Consider the following 25,285-nt stretch of genomic DNA (forward strand, 5'->3'; position numbering starts at 1 on the left):
TCCTTATTTGGCGGCCATGCGCAAGGCACCGTCGAGACGGATCACCTCGCCATTGAGCATGCTGTTTTCAATGATATGCCTGACCAGCCCGGCATACTCGCCTGGTTTGCCCAGACGCGGCGGAAACGGCACGCCAGCCGCCAGGGACGCGCGGACTTCCGGGGTCATGCCGGCCATCATCGGGGTTTCGAAAATGCCCGGGGCGATGGTCATCACGCGGATGCCGAAGCGCGCCAGTTCACGGGCGGCGGGCAAGGTCAGGCTGACGATTGCGCCTTTGGAGGCGGCATACGCGGCCTGACCGATCTGGCCGTCATAGGCTGCGGCCGAGGCGGTGTTGATGATCACGCCGCGCTCGCCGTCAGCATCTGCTTCGGTTTCGGCAATCGCCGCAGCGGCCAGGCGCAGCATGTTGAAACTGCCGATCAGGTTGACGTTGATCACCTGGCTGAAATTGGCCAACACGTGCGGGCCGTTCTTGCCGAGGATCTTCTCGCCGCGCACGATGCCGGCGCAGTTGACCAGACCATTCAGGCCACCGAAAGCTTTGACCGTCGCCTGCACAGCAGCTTCGGCCGCAGCTTCGTTGCTGATATCCGCTACCACGCTTTGCGCGCCGAGACGTTCAGCCTGGGCCGCAACGGCTTCGGCGTTCATGTCCACCAGCATCACTTTGGCGCCGGCAGCAACCAGCATTTCAGCGGTGGCCGCACCGAGGCCCGACGCACCGCCGGTGACGAGAAAAACCTTATTTTCGATCTGCATCATTGTTTCCTTGGATTCAAGCTGAAACGTTTTTCGCGGCGGCCTCTTGAGCCTTGGCGATTTCCTGGTTGCGCAAGATAAAGCGCTGCAATTTGCCGCTAGGGGTTTTCGGCAACTCGCTGACAAATTCGATTTCACGGGGATAGGAATGCGCGGCCAGTCGTTTGCGCACGTGTTGGCGCAGTTCTTCGGCCAGCTCCGGCGTTGCGCGGTATTGCTCGCAAATCACCACGAAGGCTTTCACCAGTTCGGTGCGCTCCGGATCGGGCTTGCCAACAACGGCGGCTTCAATCACGGCCGGGTGTTCGATCAACGCGCTTTCCACGTCGAACGGACCGACGCGATAACCGGAGGTGGTGATCACGTCGTCGCTGCGACCGACGAAGCTGATGCTGCCGTCCGGGTTCCACTCGACGGTGTCGCCGCTCAGGTAATAGTTGCCGACGAAGGCCTTGGTCGGTGCACCTTCGTAACCGGCGAACCAGCACATCGGCGATTGGGTGCGGTCGATGGCCAGAATGCCCGGCTGACCGACGCCGAGTTCTTTGTATTCGTCATCCAGCACCACGATGCGGTGGCCCGGCGAGGCGAATCCGGCGGCGCCCATGTGGATCGGATGCTCCAGGCCATGGTGATTGCACAGCACCATGCCGAGTTCGGTCTGGCCGTAATGGTCGTGAATCACCACGCCGAGGTTGTCGGCGAACCAGCGAATCACTTCCGGGTTCAGCGGCTCGCCGGCGCTGCTGACGATGCGCAGTTTGCCCTTGATCGAGCGGGCAAACTCGTTGCCACCCGCGATCAACAGGCGATAGGCCGTCGGCGAACCAGTGAGGTTGGTGATCCCGTATTTGTTGATCACCCGACAGGTGCTTTCGAGGGAGAACGGGCCATCGTAAAAGGTGATCGGATGCCCCAGGGCCATGGGCCCGGTGACGCCGAAATAGATGCCGTAGGCCCAACCCGGATCGGCGAGATTCCAGAAGGCGTCTTCAGGACGCAAATCCACGGCGTCACGGGTGTAGCCCTGGAAGGCGACGATGGCCTTGAGCGGAACGGACAGCGCTTTCGACGGACCGGTGGTGCCCGAGGTGAACATCAGCAGGAACGGGTCTTCGCCGGTCAGCAGGACCGGTTCGCACTCAGGAGAATAATTGGCCAGTTCGGCCCAGAAGCTGTAATCGCCGCGGACGATGCCCTGGCCTTTCGGGCCAGCGACGGTGACGATGGTCGGGCAGTCGGCGACTTCAGAGAGTTTGGAGCGATTGCCCGCGTCGGTGACCACCACTTTGGCGCCCGAGGAGCTGAGGCGGTGTTCGATGGCTTTTGGGCCGAATGCCGTGAACAGCGGCTGGTAGACCGCGCCGATGCGCCAGGTGGCGAATACGGTGATCAATAATTCGATGTTACGTGGCAGGAGACCGGCCACCTTGTCGCCTTTTTTCACGCCTTGGGCCAGGAGGAAGTTGGCTAAACGCGCGGCTTTGTCCTGCAAGTCGCTGAAGGTGTAGGTCGCGCTGGCGCCATCGCGACCTTCCCAGAACAGCGCGATGCGCCCCGGCAAGGCATGGCGGTCGCAACACTCGACACAGGCGTTCAGGGCGGTCAAATCGCCCGCGAGCGCGGCGTCGACGGTGTGCTGGTAATTGAACTGTGATGTAGCAGACAAATAAGCGCGCATTGCCAGAATCCCTTTGTATTTTTATTAGGCCGGGGGAACCTTGATTTACAGGGAAATACTCGCTCTGTGCGGGGCGCGGGACAATGGTCAAAGCTATCAAGTTGCGTGACTGGTTTGGCCAAGATCCGAGAGATGCGTCGTCAGGACGGACGCCTTCGCGGGCAAGCCTCGCTCCTACAGGTACCGGATCGCCAAGCTCACCATCAAGCCTGTAGGAGCGAGGCTTGCCCGCGAAGGCGCCAGACGGCTCAACACAAGTTCCGGATCAGCTGGCTTCGTTGAGGATCAGGCTGCGGTAATGCCCGGGATTTGACCCGGACCACTTGCGAAACGCCTTGTAGAACGAGCTGGTATCGGCAAACCCCAGCCGCGCGGCGATCTCGGCGAAGCTGATGGCGGGCTCGGCCAGCCAGACAATCGCCAGTTCCTTGCGCACGCTGTCCTTGAGCCCTTGGTAAGTCTGGCCTTCTTCGGCCAGGCGCCGACGCAGGGTGGAAGCCGACATGCACAGCTGTTGCGCCAGGGATTCGGTTTCCGGCCAGTGTTCGGCGGGCAGTTGCCGCAAATCGTGCTTGATTCGACTGGCCAGGCTCTCCGGGTCGCGGTACTTGACCAGGATATTGGCCGGCGCATGGGCGAGGAAACGCTTGAGTTCTTCCGGGCTGCGCTTGATCGGCAAGTCCAGGCACTCGGCGGAGAAAATCATCCGCGTGCGGGGCCGGTCGAAACGCAGGTTCTCGGAGAACATCACCTGGTAGTCATCGCAGAAGTCCGGTGTCGGGCAGCGCAACTCGATGGCCAGGATCGGAATCCGCCGCCCCGCCAGCCAGCAGGCGACGCCGTGAACGATCATCCAGTAAGTGAAATACGTGAAGGCGCGACGTGGGTCCTGGTCGTCTTCGAGCAGGACGATTTCCGCCAGGCTTTGCTGACGGACCAACTGCGCGGGCAGGTGTTCGAGCATCAACGACAGAAAGCTCAAGCCCGTGGTCAGGCCAGCAGCCAGGCTCGGCTGGACCATGGAGCAGCGACAGAGAAACGCCAGGCTGCCGGATTTGAGTTTGCGCGGGTCCATGCCAAAAAACTCATCGTCTCCACGTCGCGCCAGTAAACGCCACAGACGCGCATAAGCCGTGGCCGGGACGCGTGCATCGCTGCTGTCGAGCAGTGCCGGATCGATGCCGACCTTGTTCAACACCTCATCGGTGGTCGCTCCGGGGGCGCAGCTTTGCAGCAGTGCTTCACGCACCAATTGAATGGAGATGGTGTCTTTTTCCGACATTGACCGAACTAAGCCCTGTTCTTGTTTGAAGTGGGGGGCATATTAGCTCGTTAAGATCAAAAGATCGTCCGAACCGCGTTCGGACGATCTTTTGCTTTAAGCGTTACAGAATCCGATAGAGCAACCGCTCGATCCGCACCCGACTCACGCGCTTGAGAAACTTGGCCACCGCCGCCGGGTATTCCAGCAGCGTTTCCAGTTCCTGATAACGCTCGATGCGGTGGGTGTTCTCGAAAATCTCCGCCAGCTCTTTACGACGCGGTTCCAGCAGTTCGCCTTTCGGATCATCGATCAGCAAGGCGTTTTCCAGGTCGAGTCGGAATGCCCGCGGGTTGAGGTTGTTGCCGGTCAGCAAGGTGTAGCGCTGATCGATCCACATGCCCTTGAGGTGGTAGGTGTTGTCGCCGTCACGCCACAGATGCAGGTTCAACTGGCCGCTGTCGACGCTGCGATGATGACGCTTGGCGAAACGCCGCAGGCTGATCTCGTAAAGATAAGGCAGCGCCGAAATCACCTTGAACGGCTCGCTTGGCGGGATGTAGAAGTCGTTGGCCGTCTTGTCGCCGACGATGATGTCGATCTTCACGCCCCGCGCCAGTGCCCGATTGATTTCCCGGGTCACGGGTAGCGGCATGTTGAAGTACGGTGTGCAGATGGTCAGTTGATGCTGAGCGCTGGCGATCAATTCGCAAATCACTCGGCTCAACGGGTTGTTCTTGCCGACACCGAGCAACGGGCTGACCGACAAACCGGCCTTTTCCGTGGTGCCTGTCGTAGTGTCGTACGCTGCGTGTTTGAGGCGGCTGCGCAGGTCGCCGATGTCGTTGCGCAGGCTGCGGGTGGTCGGCAGGTTCGGCAAATCGAGACGATGCACCGCTTTGGAGGCGATCAGACCGTGCTGGACCAAGTGCTGCATGGAATCGGCCAGGGCGCTGTTCTGCAGCAGGTGATAACGGTCATAGCGGTATTTGTCGAATTTGTGCAGATAGACGTTGTTCAGACTCGCGCCGCTGTAGATCACACAGTCATCGATCACGAAGCCTTTCAAATGCAGCACGCCGAACAGCTCTCGGGTCTGCACGGGAACGCCATACACCGGGACTTCACTGGCATGAGTGCGGGTGGTTTCCTGATACCAGGCCGAGTTGCCCGGCTGCTTGCCGGCACCGATCAAGCCGCGCTGAGCGCGCAGCCAGTCAACGACCACCACCACGTCCAGTTCCGGACGCGCCAGTTTGGCCGCGTGCAAGGCATCGAGAATTTCCTGGCCGGCTTCATCCTGTTGCAGATAAAGCGCGACGATATAAATGCGCCGGGTGGCGCTGGCGATCTTTTCCAGCAGGCACCGACGAAACTCGGCAGCGCCAGAGAGGATGGTGACGGCATCGGCGGTCAGCGGAAAACTGCGCAGTTTGGGCAGCAGAGAGCGTTTGAAAAGCGACGGCATAGGGCTCGCAAAAAGGTCGAATCCGAAGAACCCGAGAGCTTACACCATGGATTGCCTTGGGTCTTGTGAGTGTCTGTAAAGGCCCCTTCGCGAGCAGGCTCGCGAAGGCGATTTTTCAGACGACAAAAAATACCCTCTTGACCAAGGAGAACGATCGTTCTACTGTTCGTCACATGAACGAAATAACCAGCAACGACACACGCGACATCATTCTGGATGTCACCGAAAAGTTGATCTACAAAAGTGGCATCGCTGCCACCGGGATGGATCTTCTGGTGAAAACCGCCGGCGTCTCCAGAAAGAGTATTTACCGTTACTTCGCCAACAAGGAGGAGCTCACCGTCGCGGCCCTGCAACGCCGAGATGTGCGCTGGATGCAGTGGTATCGAAGCGAAGTCGACCAGGCTGAAACACCGGCCGACCGGTTGCTCAACCTGTTTACCGTGCTCAAGGCCTGGTTCGCCTCCGAAGGCTTCCGTGGCTGTGCATTCATCAATACCAGTGGCGAAACCGGCGACCCGCAAGACCCGGTTCGCCTGGTTGCCAAAGACCATAAACAGAAGCTGCTCGACTACGTGCGCGAGCTCTGCACCGAACATGGCGCCACAGACCCGGAGACGCTGGCCAAACAGCTGCTGATCCTGATCGACGGTGCCATTACCGTGGCGCTTGTCATGGGTGATCACAGTGCCGCCGATAATGCGCAATGCATGGCGCGAAAGTTATTGGACCTGTAACACTTTTACCAAGCCCGACAACTTGCTAGAACTTTACTTTGATAGGGAGACTATTAATGTCTAATGCCGAAGTTCGTCCGCCATTGCCGCCATTCACCCGTGAATCGGCCATTGAAAAAGTACGCCTGGCCGAAGACGGCTGGAACTCCCGCGACCCGGAACGCGTGTCGCTGGCCTACACCCTGGACACCAAATGGCGTAACCGCGCCGAGTTCGCCTACAACCGCGAAGAAGCCAAAGGTTTTCTGACGCGCAAATGGGCCAAGGAACTGGATTACCGCCTGATCAAAGAACTTTGGGCCTTTACCGGCAACCGCATCGCCGTGCGTTATGCCTACGAATGGCACGACGACTCGGGCAACTGGTTCCGCTCGTACGGCAACGAAAACTGGGAGTTCGACGAGAACGGTTTGATGGCCAATCGGTTTGCCTGCATCAACGACATGCCGATCAAGGAAAGCGACCGCAAGTTCCACTGGCCGCTGGGCCGTCGTCCTGACGATCATCCAGGTCTGTCCGACCTGGGCCTATAACTTCACATAGACCCAATGTGGAGCGAGCCTGCTCGCGAAGGCGGTGCGTCAGTCAACATCAATGTTGAATCTGATTGCCCCTTCGCGAGCAAGCTCGCTCCCACAGGGTTTTGTGGTGTTTAGGCTACCGCGGCGGTCTGTTTGATTTGTGCCTTGGCTTCCAGCTCCCTCACCAACGGCAATACCCGCTGACCGAAATACTCCACCTCCTCCTGAAAGTGCAGAAACCCCGCCAACACCAGATCCACGCCCACCGCTTTCAACGCGACGATCCGCTCGGCAATCTGCTGCGGCGTACCGATCAGGTTGGTCTTGAAACCGTCGTTGTACTGCACCAGATCCTCGAACGTCGACTTGGCCCAGTTGCCCTCGCCCTCAGGTGACGCCCTGCCCGCCTGCTTCGCCGCATCGCCAAACGCATTCACCGCCTCCGGGTCCGCCTGATCGATGATTTGTGCAAGCACGGCTCGCGCTTCTTCTTCGGTGTCGCGGGCAATGACAAACGCGTTCACGCCGACTTTCACCGAATGATTGTTGGCCGCCGCCTTGGCGCGGATGTCATCGACCTGGGCCTTGATGCCTTCCGGGGTGTTGCCGTTGGTGAAGTACCAGTCCGAAACCCGTGCCGCCATGTCCCGAGCCGCGCGGGAACTGCCACCCTGGAAGATTTCCGGCTGCCCCAGCGGTTTGGGTTTGAGGCTGTAGTTGTCGAAGCGGTAGAAGTCACCGCGAAAGGTAAAGTTGTCCTGGCTCCAGATGCCCTTCAGCGAGCGGATGAACTCTTCGGAGCGGCGATAACGCTCGTCGTGTTCCAGCCAGTGCTCGCCAATCGCCTGGAACTCACCCTTGAACCAGCCACTGACGATGTTCACCGCCACCCGGCCGTTAGTCAGCTGGTCGATGGTTGCCAATTGCTTGGCTGCCAGCGCCGGTTGCCAAGGGCCGGGCAGGATCGCGGCGATCACTTTCAGTTTAGTGGTGGCGGCCAGCAGCGCGTGGCTGAAGGCGACCGATTCGTGCTGGTACTCGGCGCCGTAACCGGCGGTGAAACGGATTTGCGTCAGGGCGTATTCAAACCCCGCCTCTTCGGCCAGTTGCGCCAGTTTGCGGTTGTAGTCGATGCCCCAGTGGGTGCGTTGCTCGATCTTGCTGACCACCAGCCCGCCGCTGACGTTCGGCACCCAGTAGGCAAATTTGACGGCTTGCTGACTCATTGGCATGTCCTCGGGACTTTAGGGATGTGCTGGGGTAAGAGCAGCAACCGTGCCAGCGCCAATCTTGAGGTGAGCCGAATACTGTGGCGAGGGAGCTTGTCGGACCGCCGCACCGTCCCGCTGGGCTGCGTAGCGGCCCCAAGTTTTTGTGAGCGCTGCGCACTCAAGCGGGAGCAAGCTCCCTCGCCACAGAGTGGGTGTATCAGAGGCAATTTGCTGATGCGCTGTTGGTACAGCAACAATTCGCTGCGAGCCGACATCCAATTCCTCCAGCAAATCCTGGCCCGCGAGCTTCGGCATGGACCATGCAATTGCCCCTGACAGACGCAACACTTTCTACTGCCGATCCAAGGAGCCGTCCCATGACCGAACACCAGGTAATCAATCCGCTGTCCACTGGCACTGACTATGAAGCGCTGGCCGCAAGGTTCCGGCCGATCTTCCAACGCATCGCCGCCGGTGCCGTTGAGCGCGAACAGTCCCGCAACCTTCCCTACGAACCGATTCAGTGGCTCAAGGACGCCGGTTTCGGCGCCGTACGGGTTCCGGTTGAATACGGCGGTGGTGGCGCCTCCCTGCCACAACTGTTTGAGCTGCTGATCGAATTGGCCGAAGCCGATTCCAACGTGCCTCAGGCCTTGCGCGGGCACTTCGCCTTTGCCGAGGATCGCTTGAACTCGGCGCCCGGGCCGGCGCGGGATCTGTGGTTCAAGCGCTTCGTCAACGGTGACATCGCCGGCAATGCCTGGACCGAAATCGGCAGCGTGGCGATTGGCGATGTCATCACCAAAGTGTCGCCTCATGGCGATCAGTGGAGGCTCAACGGCGAGAAGTTCTACAGCACCGGCAGCCTGTTTTCCGACTGGATCGACGTGTACGCGCAACGCAGCGACACCGGCGGCGATGTGATTGCCGCGGTCCGCACTCGCCAACCCGGCATCGTGCAGAGCGACGACTGGGACGGCTTTGGCCAGCGCACCACCGGCAGTGGCACCTCACGGTTTATCGATGCTGACGTGGAGGCCGAAAACATCATCGACTTCGCCACCCGCTTCAAATACCAGACTGCGTTTTATCAGTTGGTGCTGCTGGCGACACTGGCCGGGATCGGTCGTGCGGCGTTGCGCGATGTGGCTCACCAGGTGCGTGAACGCAAACGCATCTATAGCCATGGCAATGCGCAACATGTCAGCCAGGATTCGCAGGTGCAGCAAGTGGTCGGTGAGATTGCGGCACTGGTGTATGCGGCCGAGGCCAGCGCCTTGAGGGCTGCACAACCGGCGCAGCGGGCTTATCTCGCGCGATTCTCAGGTGATGACGCCTTGGAACAAGAAGCGAATGTCGCGGCGGAAATCGAATCGGCCAAGGCTCAGGTGGTGGTGTCGGAGCTGATCCAGCGAGCAACCACAGAGCTGTTCAATGCGCTGGGGGCTTCGGATACTCGGGTGGGTAAATCGCTGGACCGGCATTGGCGCAATGCGCGGACGGTGTCGTCGCACAATCCGGTGATCTACAAGGCACGGATTGTCGGGGATTGGGTGATCAACGGGACCGAGCCGCCGTTTGTGTGGCAGATCGGGAATGGGCCAAAGGCCGACTGATGTAGCGTCTGCAAGTCTGTCTTCGCGGGCAAGCCTCGCTCCTACGGGATTTGTGTCGACCTGTAGGAGCGAGGCTTGCCCGCGAAGGCGCCAGAGCGGTCGCCGCAGTAGTTGGATATAGGTAAGATATCGGCCCTCCCCCGCAGCCCTGTCCTGCGCCCCGCCGAATAAGCCGATTCCATGCCTTTCGAACTCAGTGTTGACCTCACCACCCTGGCCATTCTGGCCCTCGTCGCTTTCATTGCCGGTTTCATCGACGCCATTGCCGGCGGCGGCGGTCTGTTGACCACCCCGGCGCTGCTGACCGCAGGCCTGCCACCACACCTGGTGCTGGGCACCAACAAACTCAGTTCGACGTTCGGCTCGGCCACGGCCAGTTTCACCTTCTACCGGCGCAAGCTGTTCCATCCAAAACAGTGGATGCACGCCATTGTCGGCACGCTGGTGGGCGCGCTGACCGGGGCTGTGGTCGCTCACTACCTGCCGGCGGAATGGCTGAACAAGATGCTCCCGGTGATCGTTTTCGGCTGCGGCGTCTATCTGTTGTTTGGCGGCACGCCGAAAGCGCCGCTGGACAGCGACGCACCGATCAAGAAGAAGTGGCAATCAACCCAAGGCTTCGGCCTCGGGTTTTACGACGGCGTGGCCGGTCCCGGCACGGGTGCGTTCTGGACCGTCAGCACGATGCTGATGTACCCCATCGACCTGGTGAAGGCCAGCGGCGTGGCGCGCAGCATGAACTTCGTCAGCAACATTGCGGCACTGTCGGTGTTCGTGTTTTCCGGGCAGGTGGACTGGATCATCGGCCTGAGCATGGGCCTGTCGGTGATGATCGGGGCGTTCTTCGGGGCTCGCACCGCCATCAGCGGCGGTGCGAAGTTCATTCGCCCGGTGTTCATCACCGTGGTGCTGGGCTTGACCGTGCGGTTAGCCTGGCAACACTGGTTCAGCGTGGCCTAAGCGCCGCGCCACATAGACGTCGATCAGGTAACGGGCAATCGAGCGTGACGCCGGCAACGGCGGCAGCTCATGAACGTTGAACCACTGGGCGTCTTCGATCTCGTCTTCCTGACACACGATCTCACCGCCGGCGTATTCGGCATGGAAACCCAGCATCATCGAATGCGGGAACGGCCAGCACTGGCTGCCCATGTACTGGATGTTCTTGACCTCGATCTGCACTTCTTCGCGGACTTCGCGAATCAGGCAGTCTTCGGCCGACTCGCCCGGCTCGGCAAACCCCGCCAATGTGCTGTAGACCCCGGCGACAAAGCGTGGCGAACGCGCCAGCAGGACTTCATCGCCCCGGGTCACCAGCACGATCATGCTCGGCGAAATGCGCGGGTAGCTGCGTAAATCGCACGGTTCGCAATACATCGCCCGTTCCCGGATCACCTGGGTCATCGCCTGCCCGCAGTTACCGCAAAAGCGGTGTTCGCGGGCCCAGGTGCCGATTTGCGCGGCATAACCGAGCACCTTGTAGAGCGTATGGTCGCCTTCGAGCATGAACGCCCGCAGGCCTTTCCAGTTGCAGCCCGGCACGTCGCTGTGACTGCGCAGCTCCAGTAAATAGACCGGCTCACCGTCCAGGTGACCGATGCCATGTTCGGCGAGGATCGACAGGTCCTGGCGCTTGAGCCATTCGCGCGGGAACAGCGCGCCATTGTCATCGAACAGGAAACCTTCGGGGCTGCGCGCCACGGCCCAGCCGCCGGGTTGATCGGTGTCCAGTACTGCAGTGGTCCAGCGTGAAGTCATTTTTAATCAGTCCAGAAATTCGGGTTTCTGTTTGCTCATATGGGCGGCCATGGCCACGCGCAGATCGGTGGATTGCAGCATGGCGGCGTTCCAGGTGGCGACGTATTCGAGGCCGTCATCGATGCGATGGTCGCGCATGTAGCTGATCATCTCTTTGGTGCCGGTGATCGCAATCGGCGACTTGCCGGCGATCTCGCGGGCAATGCCCATGACACCGTCGAGCAGGCTGGCGGTGTCGCTGTAGACGCGATTGACCAGGCCCATGCCACGCGCTTCTTCGGCACCGAACGTGCGACCAGTGTAAGCCAGTTCACGCAGCATGCCGTCACCGATGATCCGCGGCAAGCGTTGCAAAGTGCCAACGTCGGCGGCCATGCCGATGTCGATTTCCTTGATCGAGAATTGCGCGTCTTCAGCGGCGTAACGCATGTCGCAAGCCGAAATCAAATCAATCGCGCCGCCCAGGCAATAACCCTGAACCGCCGCCAGCACCGGCTTGCGGCAATTGTCGACGGCATTGAAAGACGCTTGCAAGGCGAGAATCTTGCGGCGCAGCAGGCGCGCGTTGCGACCCACGTCCTTGCCCAATTCATTGGCCACGCCGGCCAGCATCATCAAGTCGATACCAGAAGAAAAATGCTTGCCCGCACCACTGAGTACCACCACCCGGACTTCGTCGGTGTCGTCGATCCATTGGAAAATCTCGATGATCTCGCTCCAGAACGCGGCATTCATCGAATTGATCTTTTCCGGCCGGTTGATCTGCACATGGGCGATTTTATCGGCCAGTTCGACGGTGAACGCAGTGTACTGAGACATGGCAGTGATCCTTTTACCGGGCAGAAAATGAGGTCCGGACTATAACAAGGCATCAAGGCGCACCGTAAGGCAGCGGTTCGGCCAAAGACGGGACTGACTGTCGCGCACCACAACGGTGCATAAGCCTTGCCGCGCTTCGCACATTCATGTGACATCTCGACTTTTTTTTGAGGCAAAACGCTAAAAAAACATGCCCTTCGTCGGTGCGTTTATCCCTCCAAGCGGTACGTCCGTACCTCTTTAAACCGATTGTCGAACAATTTTGCCATATGGTCTCCCCCGCTCTAAGTTCTGGCCTAGACTCAGTTCCGCGAGGCAAAACCAGTCGGTCATAAAGTGGAAAGAAAGTCGAAACTTTTGCCGGTCGTGACGGGTCAGCTTAAAAGGAGGGGCGTTGCGACTGGTGCAATCCTTGCAACGATCACTACAGCCATTCTGCTTCATCGTATTGGCAGCGCTTGCTCACCGATGCGTAGCGCGTTTGCGCCCGGCCACAGGAATTGGCCACGAAACACCGTTTGTGCCAGACCTAGAATTAGATCAACAACACGGGAGATTCATATGATCAGTGCGGCTTTAGATATTCAGGGAGAACGTGCTCATCAGCAGGTCGGCGAAACAAGCGCCGTGGGCGCCCCCAGTCACCAATCGATCAGCGTCCCGAGCACCAAGACGCTGACACCGGTGGCCAGTCAGAATCCCAACAAGAAGAAAGTGCTGTTCGTCACCTCGGAGATCGCCGATCTGGTGAAAACCGGTGGTCTGGGCGACGTTTCCGCAGCGCTGCCGCGAGCCATGGCTCACTTGCACGATGTGCGAGTGTTGATCCCCGGTTACCCGCAAGTGCTGCACAGCGAAAACCCGATTCATATCATTGGTGAGCTCGGCGGTCACGCCGCGTTGCCCCCCTGCAAGATCGGGCGCATGGACATGCCTGACGGTCTGGTCATTTACGTGTTGATCTGCCCCGAGCTCTATGAGCGCGAGGGTTCGCCTTACGGTGCCAACAACGGCCGCGACTGGCCGGATAACCACATCCGCTTTGCCCGCCTGGGCCTGGCAGCCGCCGACATCGCCGCCAACCTTGCACAAATTCACTGGTGCCCGGACCTGGTGCACGCCCATGACTGGCCTGCCGGTCTGGCACCCGCTTACATGCACTGGCGTGGACAGCGTACCCCGACGCTGTTCACCATTCATAACCTCGCCTACCAGGGCGTGACCAGTCTTGGGTCGTGCCCGGAACTGGGTATTCCCACGCATGCCTTGCAACAGGAAGGCATGGAGTTCTACGGCAAGATGTCGTTCCTCAAGGCCGGCATGGCTTATTCGAGCCACATCACCACCGTCAGCGCCACCTATGCCCAGGAAATCACCACCCCGGCCTTCGGCTGCGGTCTCGACGGTTTTCTTGCCGCCAAGACCCAGCAAGGTCTGCTCAGTGGTATTCCCAATGGCATCGATGAAAGCTGGGACGCCGCCACCGACCCGCACCTGTTCTGCCCCTTCAAAATTGGCGATTGGGAAGGCAAAGCGGTCAACGCCGCCCACGTGCGTGAGCTGTTCGGCCTGGACGACAGCGAAGGTCCGCTGTTCGCCGTGGTTTCGCGACTGGTCTATCAGAAAGGCCTGGACCTGACCGAGGCCGTCTCCGAGTACATCGTCAACTCTGGCGGGCAGATCGCGATCATCGGTCGTGGCGAGCCGGAAGAAGAACAAGCCATGCGTGAACTGGCCGTGCGCTTCCCAGGCCAGATCGGCGTGCGCATCGGTTTCAACGAAACCGACGCCCGTCGCATGTTCGCCGGCAGTGATTTCCTGCTGATGCCTTCGCGTTACGAACCTTGCGGGCTGAGCCAGATGTACGCCCAGCGCTTCGGTTCGTTGCCGGTGGCACGCAACACCGGGGGTTTGGCCGACACCATTGAAAACGGCGTGACCGGTTTCCTGTTCGACGAATCCACAGCTGAAAGTTACGAGGAAGCCCTGAGCCGGGCTTTCAAGGTTTTTGCCTTCCCCGATCTGCTCAACGCCATGCGTTGCCGTGCCATGGCCGCGCCTTTCAACTGGTGCAAGGCGGTCGAACCGTACGCCGAACTCTACGAAAAACTGGTGGCCAAAGCGCTGGGTAAATCGGGCAAACATTAAGAGGTTTTCATAGATGCCGTTACGGACCCTTGAGACCTGGCCCCACGGCGCAATCATGCTGGACGCAGAACACACGCGTTTTGCCTTGTGGGCGCCAGATGCGTTTTACGTCAGTGTCGAACTGGAAGATGGACAGTCCTTGCCACTCCTGCCCCAGGCAGATGGCTGGTTCGTGATCAACACCCGCTGCCCCGCTGGCACGCGTTATCGCTACAACATCGACGGCGAGCTGGAGGTGCCCGACCCGGCCTCCCGCGCGCAGGCCGGTGATATCGACCGCCACAGCGTGGTGGTCGACCCACTTGCGTATCAATGGCGACACAGCACCTGGTTCGGACGGCCGTGGAATGAGGCGGTGATCTACGAATTGCACGTCGGTGCGCTCGGCGGCTTCAGCGAAGTCGAGCAGCACCTGGCGCGCCTCGTGGAGCTGGGCATCAGTGCGATCGAATTGATGCCGCTGGCGCAGTTCCCCGGTGATCGCAATTGGGGCTACGACGGGGTTCTGCCCTACGCGCCCCAAGCGTCCTACGGCACTCCCGAACAACTCAAACACCTGATCGACACCGCCCACGGCCATGGCCTGGCGGTGATTCTCGACGTGGTCTACAACCACTTCGGCCCGGACGGCAATTACCTGCATCGCTACGCCAAGGCCTTCTTCCGCGAAGACAAGCACACCCCGTGGGGTGCGGCCATCGACTTCCGGCGGCGCGAGGTGCGGGACTTCTTCATCGACAATGCGCTGATGTGGTTGCTGGAGTACCGCTTCGATGGCTTGCGCCTGGACGCGGTGCACGCCATCGAAGACCCTGACTTTCTTCAGGAACTGGCAAAAAAGGTTCGCCAGCAAATCGACCCGGCGCGTCATGTCTGGCTGACGGTAGAGAACGAACACAACCAGGCCAGTCTGCTGGAACAAGGCTTCGACGCGCAGTGGAACGACGACGGCCACAATGCCTTGCACGTGCTGCTGACCGGCGAAACCGACGCCTATTACGCCGACTATGCGCAAAACCCCACCGAGCAACTGGCGCGCTGCCTGAGCCAGGGCTTTGTGTTTCAGGGCCACGTGACCCGTCACGGTACAACCCGTGGCGAGCCCAGCGGTCACTTGCCGCCCAGTGCTTTCGTGCTGTTTTTGCAAAACCACGACCAGATCGGCAACCGCGCCTTGGGCGAACGATTGCATCAACTGGCCCACCCCGATGCGCTCAAGGCAGCCACCGCATTACTGCTGTTGTCACCGATGATCCCGCTGATGTTCATGGGCGACGAGTTCGCCGCCGAGCAACCGTTCCTGTTCTTCACCAGCCATCACGGTGAACTCGCGGAACTGGTCCGCGAGGGACGACGTAACGAGTTTGCAGCGTTCAGCGCGTTTGCTGATCCGCACACACGCGAGCGAATTCCCGACCCTAACGCGCGCCAGACCTTTGAGGCTTCACGCCCCGAGCTGAGATCAACCCCACAGTCCGCCATGCATGATCTGTATCGCCAACTGTTGCAGATCCGCCATCAGCAGATCATTCCCCGTCTGCCCGGTGCTCAAGCATTGGGTGCCGAGGTGCTGGCCACCGGCGCGGTAACGGCGCGCTGGCGACTGGGCGATGGCAGTCAGCTGCGCATTGACCTGAACCTCAGCGACACGCCAGTGGTCCACTCCCCACAGACCGACGTTTCGTTGTTGTTGTTCGAATACCCGCCACAGTCAGCCGGTCTGTTGGATAAGGGCACACTTGCCCCGCATTGCGCGCTAGTCAGCCTCACGGCCGCAGCCCCTTTGCTACCCCCGGATGGAGAGCGCCAATGAGCGATACGCAACTGGAAATACTGGCCAGCCGAGCTGGCCTGGCTGTCGACTGGATCGACGCTAACGGCCGTCCACAGAAAGTCGCTCCATCGGTGTTACGCAACGTCCTCATCGGACTCGGCCACCCGGCCGGCACCGCCCAGGAAATTGACGCCAGCCTGCTGGAACTGCAACAGGTGCAACAGACCCGACACCTGCCGCCGCTGCTGACCGCAGACTTCGGTGTCGGCCTGAGCCTGGCGCATTACTTTGAGCCCGAAACACCGTGCGAGGTCCACCTTGAAGATGGCTCGCGACTTCATTTAAAACTGGATGCCCAGGCGATCCTGCCCGGCCTGATCCCAGTCGGTTATCAACACGTCAGCATCGACGGGCAGGCATTTACCTTGGCCGTTGCACCGACACGCTGCTACAGCGTCGGCGATGCCGTCGACAGTCCGATCCCCCGCACCTGGGGCCTGAGCGTGCAGTTGTACTCGCTGCGTCGTCCGGGCGATGGCGGTTTCGGCGATACCCAGGCACTCGAAGACCTGGCCCGGGTGGCCGGCGAACGTGGCGCCGAAGCGTTGGCGATCAGTCCGCTGCATGCGATGTTCGGCAGCGACACCGAGCGTTACAGCCCGTATTCGCCGTCCAGCCGCTTGTTTCTCAACAGTCTGTACGCCGCACCGGGCGCGATCCTGGGTGATCGAGCATTACGGACCGCGATTGATGCCACCGGCCTGGCGGCAGAACTCAAGCACCTTGAAGCCTTGCCGTTGGTTGATTGGCCGGTAGCGGCCGAAGCCAAACATCGCCTGTTGCAGGCGTTGTACGAAGGCTTTGTCCAGGGCGAACACCCGTTGCATGCCGACTTCAGCAGCTTCCGCCACGCCGCTGGCGAAGCCCTGGAAAACCACTGCCGCTTCGAAGCCATTCAAGAGTCCCGCGCCGCCAAGGGTGAAAGTCTCGACTGGCGGCACTGGCCCGAGCAATGGCAAAACCCGCGCAGTGCGGCCCTGGCCGAATTCGCCGAAGAGAACGCCGGACGCATCGGCTTCTTTGCCTTCTGCCAATGGCTGATCACCCGCTGCCTGGAACGCGCACAAACCGCCGCCCGCAGCGCCGGCATGAGGATTGGCCTGATCGCCGATCTCGCCGTGGGTGCCGATGGCGGTGGCAGTCAGGCCTGGAGTCGTCAGGACGAATTACTCGCCTCGCTGACCGTGGGTGCACCACCCGACATCCTTAACCGCACCGGTCAGGGCTGGGGGATTTCCGCGTTCTCGCCCGAAGGTCTGGTACGCAATGGCTTTCGTGCCTTCATCGAAATGCTCCGCGCCAATTTTGCCCACGCCGGTGGCCTGCGCATCGATCACGTCATGGGCCTGCAACGGCTGTGGGTGATCCCCAATGGTGCGTCACCCGCCGACGGCGCCTACCTCTATTACCCGGTGGACGACCTGCTGCGCTTGCTGACCCTTGAGTCCCATCGACATCAGGCCATCGTCCTCGGTGAAGACCTCGGCACCGTCGCGGATGGTCTGCGAGAAAAGCTCATTGCCCGCTCGATCCTCGGCATGCGTGTGCTGCTGTTCGAACAGGACAACACGCACTTCAAACCGATTCTCGACTGGCCGGACAATGCCCTCGCGACCACCAGCACCCATGACCTGCCAACGCTCAATGGTTGGTGGCATGGCCACGATATCGACTGGAATGCCCGACTGGGTCTGGTCGACGCTCCGGGTGAAATCGAATGGCGTCACCACCGTGAACGCGAGCGTGAAGGCCTGCGCCGGGTGTTGAGCGAGGACCCGCAGAACTTTCGCGAAGAGTCCCATGAAACCGATCAGGTACTCGACGCCGCCATACGTTTCCTCGGCCATACCCGTGCGCCGCTGGTGTTGCTGCCGCTGGAAGATGCCCTGGGCATCGAGCAGCAGGCCAACTTGCCCGGCACCACCGACACGCACCCCAACTGGTCCCGACGCTTGCCCGGCGACAGTGAAGCCTTGCTCGATGACCCGGACGCCGCCCGGCGCCTGGAACTGCTCGCCTGTGCGCGACTTCAGGCGGCCGAGCGTGACCAATGAAGCAAACGCTTATCCAACCGCTGCGGGCAACCCTGCGGCTGCAGTTTCATAAAGACTTCACGCTGGACGATGCGGTGCCGCTGGTGCCGTATTTCGCCAGCCTCGGCATCAGCCATGTCTATGCCTCACCCCTGCTGAGTGCCCGCGCCGGTTCCATGCATGGCTACGACGTCGTGGACCCGAGCACGGTCAACCCGGAGCTGGGCGGCGAAGCGGCGCTACGGCGTTTGGTCAGTGCATTGCGCAAGCAGCACATGGGACTGATCCTCGACATCGTCTCCAACCACATGGCCGTCGGCGGTGGCGATAATCCCTGGTGGCAGGACTTGCTGGAATGGGGACGCCTGAGCCCTTACGGCGAGTTCTTCGACATCCAGTGGCATTCGCCCGACCCGTTGATGGAAGGCCAGTTGCTGCTGCCCTTCCTTGGCAGCGACTACGGCATCGCCTTGCAGGACGGCACCCTGCCCCTGCGCTTCGATGCGCAAAAAGGCGCGTTTTATGTCGAGCACTATGAGCATCACTTCCCGATCTGCCCGACCCATTACGGCGAACTGCTCAGAACCGATGACCCGCTGAGCGCCGAATCGCTCAAGTCGTTGGCAGACCGCTTCAGCACCTTGAGCTACCAGACCGACGCCCACAGTCTCGCGATGCCGCTGAAAGCGGAGCTGCGTGAACTGGCCAATGATCCGGCAATTCTGCAAGCCATCCAGCAAAACCTCAGCGCTTACGACTCGCTCACCGCCGAAGGTTTCCAGCGCCTGCACCAGTTGCTTGAACACCAAAGCTATCGCCTGGCCAGTTGGCGCACCGCGGCAGATGACATCAACTGGCGGCGTTTTTTCGATGTCAACGAACTGGGCGGCCTGCGGGTCGAGCGCCCGGCCGTGTTCGAAGCCACCCACGCGAAAATCTTCGAGCTGGTGGCCGAAGGCCTGGTGGACGGTCTGCGCATCGACCACATCGACGGTCTCGCTGACCCTCGGGGCTACTGCCGCAAATTGCGGCGGCGAGTCGACAGCCTGTCACCGGATCGGCACCTGCCGATCTACGTCGAGAAGATCCTCGGCGAAGGTGAAACCCTGCACCGTGACTGGTCGGTGGATGGCACCACCGGTTACGAGTTCATGAATCAGCTGTCGCTGCTGCAACACGCTCCGGAAGGCGCCGACACCTTGGGCGAACTGTGGAATCGTTACAGCGAACGGCCCGCCGATTTCCGTCAGGAAGCGCAACTGGCCCGTCAGCAGATCCTCAACGGCTCCCTCGCCGGAGACTTCGAAAGCGTCGCCCAGGCCCTGTTGCAAGTGGCCCGGGATGACCTGATGACCCGCGATCTGACCCTGGGTGCGATTCGTCGCGCGTTGCAGGAACTGATCGTGCATTTCCCGGTGTACCGCACCTACATCAGCCCCCGCGGGCGTTCCGCTGAAGACGATGTGTTTTTCCAGCAAGCCATGGACGGTGCCAGGCTTACCCTCGGTGAGGCCGACTGGCCGGTGCTTGATTGCCTGGCCAACTGGCTGGGGGGTGAATCATGGCGTAAACGCCCGTTGGGCCGGCCACGCAAGATGCTCAAGCATGCCTGCGTGCGTTTTCAGCAACTGACGTCGCCAGCGGCAGCGAAGGCTGTGGAGGACACCGCGTTCTATCGCTCAGCGACGTTGTTGTCGCGCAATGACGTGGGCTTCAGCACCGAGCAGTTCAGTGCTCCGTTGGCCGACTTCCATGCGGCTTGCGTCAACCGTCTATACGAGTTCCCCGATAATTTGCTGGCCACCGCGACCCACGACCACAAACGCGGCGAAGATACCCGCGCACGCCTGGCGGTGCTGAGCGAACGCAGTGCCTGGTACGCCGAGCAAGTCCCGCTCTGGCAGGCCCTCGCCCGCCCCCTGCGCGACGACGACCAGATGCCGACTGCGGGCGATGAGTTGATCCTCTATCAAGCGCTCCTCGGCAGCTGGCCGTTCGATTTGCGCAGTGACGATCAGACAGCCTTGGAGAACTACACTCAACGTGTGTGGCAGTGGCAACAGAAAGCCTTGCGCGAAGCCAAGTTGCAAAGCAGCTGGAGCGCGCCGAACGAGGCTTACGAACAAGCCGTTCAGCAATTCCTGCAACGTCTGCTTCTGAGCCCCGAAGGTGAACCGCTACGCGCTGCCCTCGGCAACGCAGCCAACAGCATCGCCGTCCCAGGCGCACTCAATGGGTTGGCGCAAACCTTGCTGCGCATGACCGTGCCGGGGGTGCCGGACCTTTATCAGGGCAACGAGTACTGGGACTTCTCGCTGGTCGATCCAGACAACCGCCGGCCGGTGGATTACGCCAGCCGTCAGCAATCGATGCAGACGCCATTACAGCTGCCAAAATTGTTGGCTGACTGGCGCAACGGGCGCATTAAACAAGCGCTGATCGCACAGGTGTTGAACCTGCGGCTCGAGCACACCGAGCTGTTTCGGCGAGGGACGTATCAAGCCCTTGAAGTCGTCGGCAGCCAGGCTCACCGAGTGCTGGCATTTGCTCGCTCGCTGGAAGGAAAACGCGCCATCGTGATCGTACCGATACGCTGCGCCGAACTGCTGAAAAACAGTGCCGAACCCCGGATTGACGCGCCGCTGTGGGGCGATACACGGATCAAATTACCGTTCACCGCCCCTGATGAACATTTGAAGGGACTTTTTTCAAGCACCACAGTCACACACCAAAGGGAGCTGAACATCAGCGACGCGCTAGTGGATTTCCCGATCAATCTTTTTATCCAAACTACCCATACTTGAGTTCAGTTCAGGAGCATTGCGATGAGTATCAACGATAAACGCATTCGCGAATTCGCCTATCAAATCTGGGAATCGGAAGGAAAACCCGAGGGCCAGGACGCTCGCCATTGGGAGATGGCCCGCAAACTGGCTGAAGCCGAAGCCCTGGCACCGAGCAAGTCGCCAAAAGCGCCTGGCAGCAAAACCGCCGGCACCAAGGCCCCTGCCAGCAAAGCCAATGGCAAGGCAGCGGTGCCAAAAGCCAAAGCCAAGCCCGCCGCTGCCTCCAAGGTCATCCCGCCGGGCGAAAAAGCCAACGAGAAAAAGCCTCGGGCAGCGCGTAAACCGCCCGCTGTCTGACGCCTCTCACCTATAACCTGATTGACCTCGTGGCGGGTTTTCTCGCCACCGAGGGCTCGCTCGCCCTCAAAAAAAACCAGAGCCAAGAACTGTCCCCCTTTTTGCAGGAGCACCTATGACCAGTCCGAAGAAAGCCGCGCCAGAACCTCAAGCCGAGGCCTCGCGAATCCGTGAAGGCTTGCCCTTCCCGCTGGGCGCGACCTGGGATGGCCTGGGGGTCAACTTTGCCTTGTTTTCCGCCAATGCCACCAAGGTCGAGCTGTGCATCTTCGATGATGCCGGCGAGGTCGAACTGGAACGCATCGAACTGCCGGAATACACCGACGAGATCTACCACGGCTACCTGCCCGACGCGCATCCCGGGATGATCTACGGCTACCGTGTCTACGGCGCATACGACCCGGCCAACGGTCATCGTTTCAATCACAACAAACTGCTGATCGACCCCTACGCCAAACAACTGGTCGGCCAGTTGAAATGGTCCGAAGCCCTGTTCGGCTACACCATCGGCCACCCCGACGCCGACCTCAGTTTTGATGAGCGCGACAGTGCGCCGTTCGTGCCCAAGTGCAAGGTGATCGACCCGGCCCATACCTGGGGCAATGATCAACGGGTCAGCATCCCGTGGGACAAGACGATCATTTATGAAACCCACCTGCGCGGCATCAGCATGCGTCACCCCTCCGTCCCCGAGAACGTGCGCGGCACCTGCGCCGGGTTGATGGTCGATGATGTGCTGGAACACATCCGCAAGCTCGGCGTGTCGACGGTTGAATTGCTGCCGATTCATGCCTTCGTCAACGACCAGCATCTATTGCACAAAGGCATGACCAATTACTGGGGCTACAACAGCATCGCGTTCTTCGCCCCCGACCCGCGTTACCTGGCCAGCGGCAAAATCGCCGAGTTCAAGGAGATGGTCGCGCACCTGCACGAAGCCAATCTTGAAGTGATCCTCGACGTGGTCTACAACCACACCGCCGAGGGCAACGAACAAGGCCCGACCCTGTCCATGCGTGGCATCGACAACGCCTCTTACTACCGCCTGATGCCCGACGACAAGCGCTACTACATCAACGATTCCGGTACCGGTAACACCCTCGACCTGAGTCACCCGTGCGTGCTGCAAATGGTCACTGACTCCCTGCGCTACTGGGCTTCGGAAATGCACGTGGACGGTTTTCGCTTCGACCTGGCGACCATTCTCGGGCGCTACCACGATGGCTTCGACGAACGTCACAGCTTCCTGGTGGCCTGCCGTCAGGACCCGGTGCTGCGCCAGGTGAAGATGATTGCAGAAGCCTGGGATTGCGGCCCCGGTGGCTATCAGGTCGGTAACTTTCCGCCAGGCTGGGTCGAGTGGAATGACAAATTCCGCGACACCGTGCGTGCGTTCTGGAAAGGCGACGACGGCCAACTGGCGGACTTCGCCAGTCGCATGACAGCCTCCGGCGAGATGTTCAATCAGCGTGGTCGGCGGCCATACGCCTCGGTGAACTTCGTCACCGCCCACGACGGTTTCACCCTCAACGACCTGGTGTCGTACAACGACAAGCACAACGAAGCCAACGACGAGAACAATCAGGACGGCAGCAACAATAACCTGTCCTGGAACCACGGCGTCGAAGGCCCGACCGACGATCCCGAAATCAATGAGCTGCGCCAGCGGCAGATGCGCAATTTCTTTGCCACGCTGCTGCTGTCCCAAGGCACGCCGATGCTGGTGGCCGGCGACGAATTCGCCCGCACACAGGAAGGCAACAACAACGCCTATTGCCAGGACAGCGAGATCGGTTGGGTCAATTGGGACCTGGGCGAAGACGGCAAGGCCCTGCTCAAGTTTGTTAAACGCCTGATCAAGTTGCGCCTGACCTACCCGATCCTGCGTCGCGGCCGGTTCCTGGTGGGCAATTACAACGAGGACATCGGCGTCAAGGACGTCACCTGGCTCGCGCCGGATGGCAGCGAAATGTCCACCGAACAATGGGAAGAAGGCCATGGCCGCTGTCTCGGCATGCTGATGGATGGCCGTGCCCAGGAAACCGGTATCCGCCGCAAGGGCGGTGACGCGACCCTGTTGCTGGTGGTCAACGCGCACCACGACATCGTCAACTTCACCTTGCCGGAAGTGCCTGACGGCTATCACTGGACGTGCATGATCGACACCAATCAACCGTCGATTCGCGGGCAGGAACGCTTCGAGTTCGGGCACGAATATTCCGTCACCGGTCGTTCGCTGCTGCTGTTCGAATTGCAGCATGAGGAAGAAGAGTGAAGTGGGCCTTCAGGGCGTAGCCCGGATAAAAAAACGTATTGAATGGAGCATCGAGGCGACGAATAGCGTGACATGAGCAATACTCTGCTCGCGGCAATCCAGGGTTTGGAGCGCCGCACATTGCTATCAACGAGAACAAGGACGTAGCCATGAAATCGGTTTCCATCAGTGAAAGCAGCCCTCCAGTACAAATCTGGAACAGCGCCCCGCAACTGGACAACATCCCTGTCATCAGCACTCAGACCCTGGTCCCCGCCGGCGCACGCGCGGTAGTGATTGCCCCACACCCTGGCGATGAAGTCGTGACCTGCGGCGGCCTGCTGCAATTGCTCAGCGCCCTGGGTCATCCCCTACAATTGATCTCGATTACCGACGGCAGCGCCAGCCATCCAGGCTCGCAACAGTGGTCGGAGAAGCGCTTGAGCGTTTTCCGCCCCCAGGAAAGCCTCGAAGCCTTGCGCCGGCTCGGGCTGCCGATGCACAGCCTGAAATGGATTCGTGGCGGCTTCACCGACAACGCCCTGGCGGAACGGGAATTTCAGATGAGTCAATTCATTGCCCGTTATCTACGCCCCGGGGATGTGGTGTTCAGCACCTGGCGCGAGGATGGCATTGTCGACCATGACGCCGTCGGCCGGGCTAGCGCCAAGGCAGCAGCAATGGTCGGTGCGGAATTCAACGAAGTACCGGTCTGGGCCTGGCACTGGCCGACGCGTGCTCGAGGGCTCATCCCGTGGCATCGCGCACGCAAGGTGCGCCTGGACACCTGGACCGTCGCGCGCAAAAGCCACGCTACCCACGCCTATGCCAGCCAGCTCGACGGCGAACCGGCCATCGGCCTCGCCCCGCTGCTGCCCCCGGTGCTTCTTGAGCGGATACGGTTGCCCTACGAAATTGTCTTCGTCTGAAGCTGCACTGGCAGCAGCCTGTAGCAGCTGTCGAGCCTGCGAGGCTGCGTTCGGCTGCGCAGCAGTCGTCATCCAGAACATGCAGTTTGCCTGACACACCGCATTGCCGGGTCTTACGACTGCTGCGCAGCCGAACGCAGCCTCGCAGGCTCGGCAGCTGCTACATTCTGGTGTGAAGGCTGCTGGTGACGAATCACTCTGAACTGCCCGCCGCTGCATCAGTCGCATACATAACCAGCCCTGATTCAGAGGAGTGAACGTGACCAGTGATTCCAAGTGGCAGGCCGTCGACTCATCTCCATTGAATACGCCCCCGGCGATTCATCGACTGAGAGTGCTGACAGTCAATACCCACAAGGGTTTTACCGCACTCAACCGACGTTTCATTCTCCCGGAACTGCGTGAAGCGGTACGCAGTACGTCGGCGGACCTGGTGTTCCTGCAGGAAGTCGTCGGTGAACACGACCGCCATTCCTCTCGCTACAACGATTGGCCGCAGACCTCACAATATGAGTTCCTGGCCGACAGCATGTGGAGCGACTTCGCCTACGGTCGTAACGCGGTCTACCCCAACGGTCACCACGGCAATGCCCTGTTATCCAAATACCCGATCCGCGAACATCGCAACCTCGACGTCTCGATCACCGGCCCCGAACGCCGCGGCCTGCTGCATTGCGTGCTGGATGTGCCGGGGCACACTGAAGTCCATGCGATCTGCGTGCACTTGAGTCTGTTGGAAAGCCATCGCCAGTTGCAGCTCCAGCTACTGTGCCAACTGCTCGAATCGTTACCCGACGATGCGCCGGTGATTATCGCCGGCGACTTCAACGACTGGCAGCTGCAAGGCAACACCGCCCTCGCCCGACGCGACTACCTGCATGAAGCCTTCGAGCGCCACCACGGCCGACCGGCCAAAACCTATCCGGCGCGCTTCCCGCTGCTGCGTCTGGATCGAATTTATCTGCGCAATGCCAGCAGTCATGAGCCACGAATACTGGGGCACAAGCCCTGGACGCATTTGTCGGATCACTTGCCGTTGGCGGTAGAAGTGCATCTGTAGCGGTTCAACCACGAACCGAAACGAATGTTCGGTTTCAGCCTCATTAT

Annotated in this window: 19 protein-coding genes; 12 read left to right on the top strand and 7 right to left on the bottom strand. The window is 60.5% G+C overall.

Annotation, left to right across the window (positions count from 1 at the left end):
* Positions 1-3: 3 nt before the first annotated feature.
* From ABH912_RS06085 to pssA, 4 genes are all read right to left on the bottom strand, one after another.
* A complete protein-coding gene (locus ABH912_RS06085; protein ID WP_033054749.1) occupies positions 4-765 on the bottom strand; it encodes an SDR family NAD(P)-dependent oxidoreductase in 762 nt (253 codons plus the stop codon).
* Between the two features lie 16 nt (positions 766-781).
* Positions 782-2,446: an AMP-binding protein gene (locus ABH912_RS06090; RefSeq protein ID WP_033054748.1), complete on the bottom strand. Its 1,665-nt coding sequence runs from the start codon at positions 2,444-2,446 to the stop codon at positions 782-784.
* 265 nt (positions 2,447-2,711) lie between these two features.
* A complete protein-coding gene (locus ABH912_RS06095) occupies positions 2,712-3,728 on the bottom strand; it encodes an AraC family transcriptional regulator (RefSeq protein ID WP_429510064.1) in 1,017 nt (338 codons plus the stop codon).
* A 103-nt stretch (positions 3,729-3,831) separates the two neighbouring features.
* Positions 3,832-5,175 (bottom strand): CDP-diacylglycerol--serine O-phosphatidyltransferase, encoded by a 1,344-nt coding sequence (pssA, locus tag ABH912_RS06100; RefSeq protein WP_429510066.1) that lies wholly within the window; start codon positions 5,173-5,175, stop codon positions 3,832-3,834.
* 173 nt (positions 5,176-5,348) lie between these two features.
* On the opposite strand from pssA, the gene ABH912_RS06105 reads away from it, so the two are divergent.
* The gene (locus tag ABH912_RS06105; protein WP_033054743.1) at positions 5,349-5,912 is read left to right on the top strand and encodes a TetR/AcrR family transcriptional regulator; all 564 of its coding nucleotides are present in this window, start codon (positions 5,349-5,351) and stop codon (positions 5,910-5,912) included.
* Positions 5,913-5,968: 56 nt separating this feature from the next.
* Positions 5,969-6,445, top strand: a complete 477-nt coding sequence (locus ABH912_RS06110) for a DUF1348 family protein (protein WP_008152708.1) — start codon at positions 5,969-5,971, stop codon at positions 6,443-6,445.
* Between the two features lie 119 nt (positions 6,446-6,564).
* Here the strand turns inward: ABH912_RS06110 and sfnG are convergent, their stop codons facing one another.
* Entirely contained in the window at positions 6,565-7,659 is a 1,095-nt protein-coding gene (sfnG, locus tag ABH912_RS06115; protein WP_033054742.1) for a dimethylsulfone monooxygenase SfnG, read from the bottom strand.
* 362 nt (positions 7,660-8,021) lie between these two features.
* Here sfnG and ABH912_RS06120 point away from each other — a divergent pair, with 362 nt between their 5' ends.
* Together ABH912_RS06120 and ABH912_RS06125 are read left to right on the top strand one after the other, a co-directional pair.
* Positions 8,022-9,260 (top strand): acyl-CoA dehydrogenase family protein, encoded by a 1,239-nt coding sequence (locus ABH912_RS06120; protein WP_429510069.1) that lies wholly within the window; start codon positions 8,022-8,024, stop codon positions 9,258-9,260.
* 180 nt (positions 9,261-9,440) lie between these two features.
* Positions 9,441-10,220 carry a TSUP family transporter gene (locus ABH912_RS06125; protein WP_033054740.1) on the top strand — a complete coding sequence of 260 codons (780 nt, stop codon included), beginning with the start codon at positions 9,441-9,443 and terminating at the stop codon, positions 10,218-10,220.
* On the opposite strand, the gene nudC is transcribed toward ABH912_RS06125, so the two are convergent.
* Together nudC and ABH912_RS06135 are read right to left on the bottom strand one after the other, a co-directional pair.
* Complete coding sequence (gene nudC, locus ABH912_RS06130) at positions 10,188-11,018, bottom strand: NAD(+) diphosphatase (protein WP_429510071.1); 831 nt, start codon at positions 11,016-11,018, stop codon at positions 10,188-10,190. The genes ABH912_RS06125 and nudC overlap by 33 nt on opposite strands.
* Positions 11,019-11,024: 6 nt before the next feature.
* Entirely contained in the window at positions 11,025-11,837 is an 813-nt protein-coding gene (locus ABH912_RS06135; protein ID WP_033054737.1) for a crotonase/enoyl-CoA hydratase family protein, read from the bottom strand.
* 561 nt (positions 11,838-12,398) lie between these two features.
* Between ABH912_RS06135 and glgA the strand changes: the two genes are divergently transcribed.
* The 8 genes from glgA (at position 12,399) to ABH912_RS06175 (ending at position 25,238) form a co-directional block, all read left to right on the top strand.
* Positions 12,399-13,985 carry a glycogen synthase GlgA gene (gene glgA, locus ABH912_RS06140; protein WP_429510073.1) on the top strand — a complete coding sequence of 529 codons (1,587 nt, stop codon included), beginning with the start codon at positions 12,399-12,401 and terminating at the stop codon, positions 13,983-13,985.
* 13 nt (positions 13,986-13,998) lie between these two features.
* Complete coding sequence (gene treZ / locus ABH912_RS06145; protein WP_429510074.1) at positions 13,999-15,798, top strand: malto-oligosyltrehalose trehalohydrolase; 1,800 nt, start codon at positions 13,999-14,001, stop codon at positions 15,796-15,798.
* Entirely contained in the window at positions 15,795-17,873 is a 2,079-nt protein-coding gene (gene malQ / locus ABH912_RS06150) for a 4-alpha-glucanotransferase (RefSeq protein WP_429510075.1), read from the top strand. The genes treZ and malQ overlap by 4 nt, the downstream gene beginning before the upstream one ends.
* Positions 17,870-20,656 (top strand): malto-oligosyltrehalose synthase, encoded by a 2,787-nt coding sequence (locus ABH912_RS06155; RefSeq protein WP_429510076.1) that lies wholly within the window; start codon positions 17,870-17,872, stop codon positions 20,654-20,656. The genes malQ and ABH912_RS06155 overlap by 4 nt, the downstream gene beginning before the upstream one ends.
* A gap of 21 nt (positions 20,657-20,677) precedes the next feature.
* Entirely contained in the window at positions 20,678-20,995 is a 318-nt protein-coding gene (locus ABH912_RS06160) for a DUF2934 domain-containing protein (protein WP_429510077.1), read from the top strand.
* A gap of 115 nt (positions 20,996-21,110) precedes the next feature.
* Positions 21,111-23,270 carry a glycogen debranching protein GlgX gene (gene glgX, locus ABH912_RS06165; RefSeq protein WP_429510078.1) on the top strand — a complete coding sequence of 720 codons (2,160 nt, stop codon included), beginning with the start codon at positions 21,111-21,113 and terminating at the stop codon, positions 23,268-23,270.
* Positions 23,271-23,419: 149 nt separating this feature from the next.
* On the top strand, positions 23,420-24,178 hold the full coding sequence (locus tag ABH912_RS06170) for a PIG-L deacetylase family protein (protein ID WP_033054725.1): 759 nt from the start codon (positions 23,420-23,422) through the stop codon (positions 24,176-24,178).
* Positions 24,179-24,437: 259 nt separating this feature from the next.
* Positions 24,438-25,238: an endonuclease/exonuclease/phosphatase family protein gene (locus ABH912_RS06175; RefSeq protein ID WP_033054724.1), complete on the top strand. Its 801-nt coding sequence runs from the start codon at positions 24,438-24,440 to the stop codon at positions 25,236-25,238.
* The last annotated feature ends 47 nt before the right edge of the window (positions 25,239-25,285 follow it).

The organism is Pseudomonas sp. BT76 TE3572, assembly GCF_050435365.1.
In the GTDB taxonomy this organism is placed as follows: Bacteria; Pseudomonadota; Gammaproteobacteria; order Pseudomonadales; family Pseudomonadaceae; genus Aquipseudomonas; species Aquipseudomonas fluorescens_W.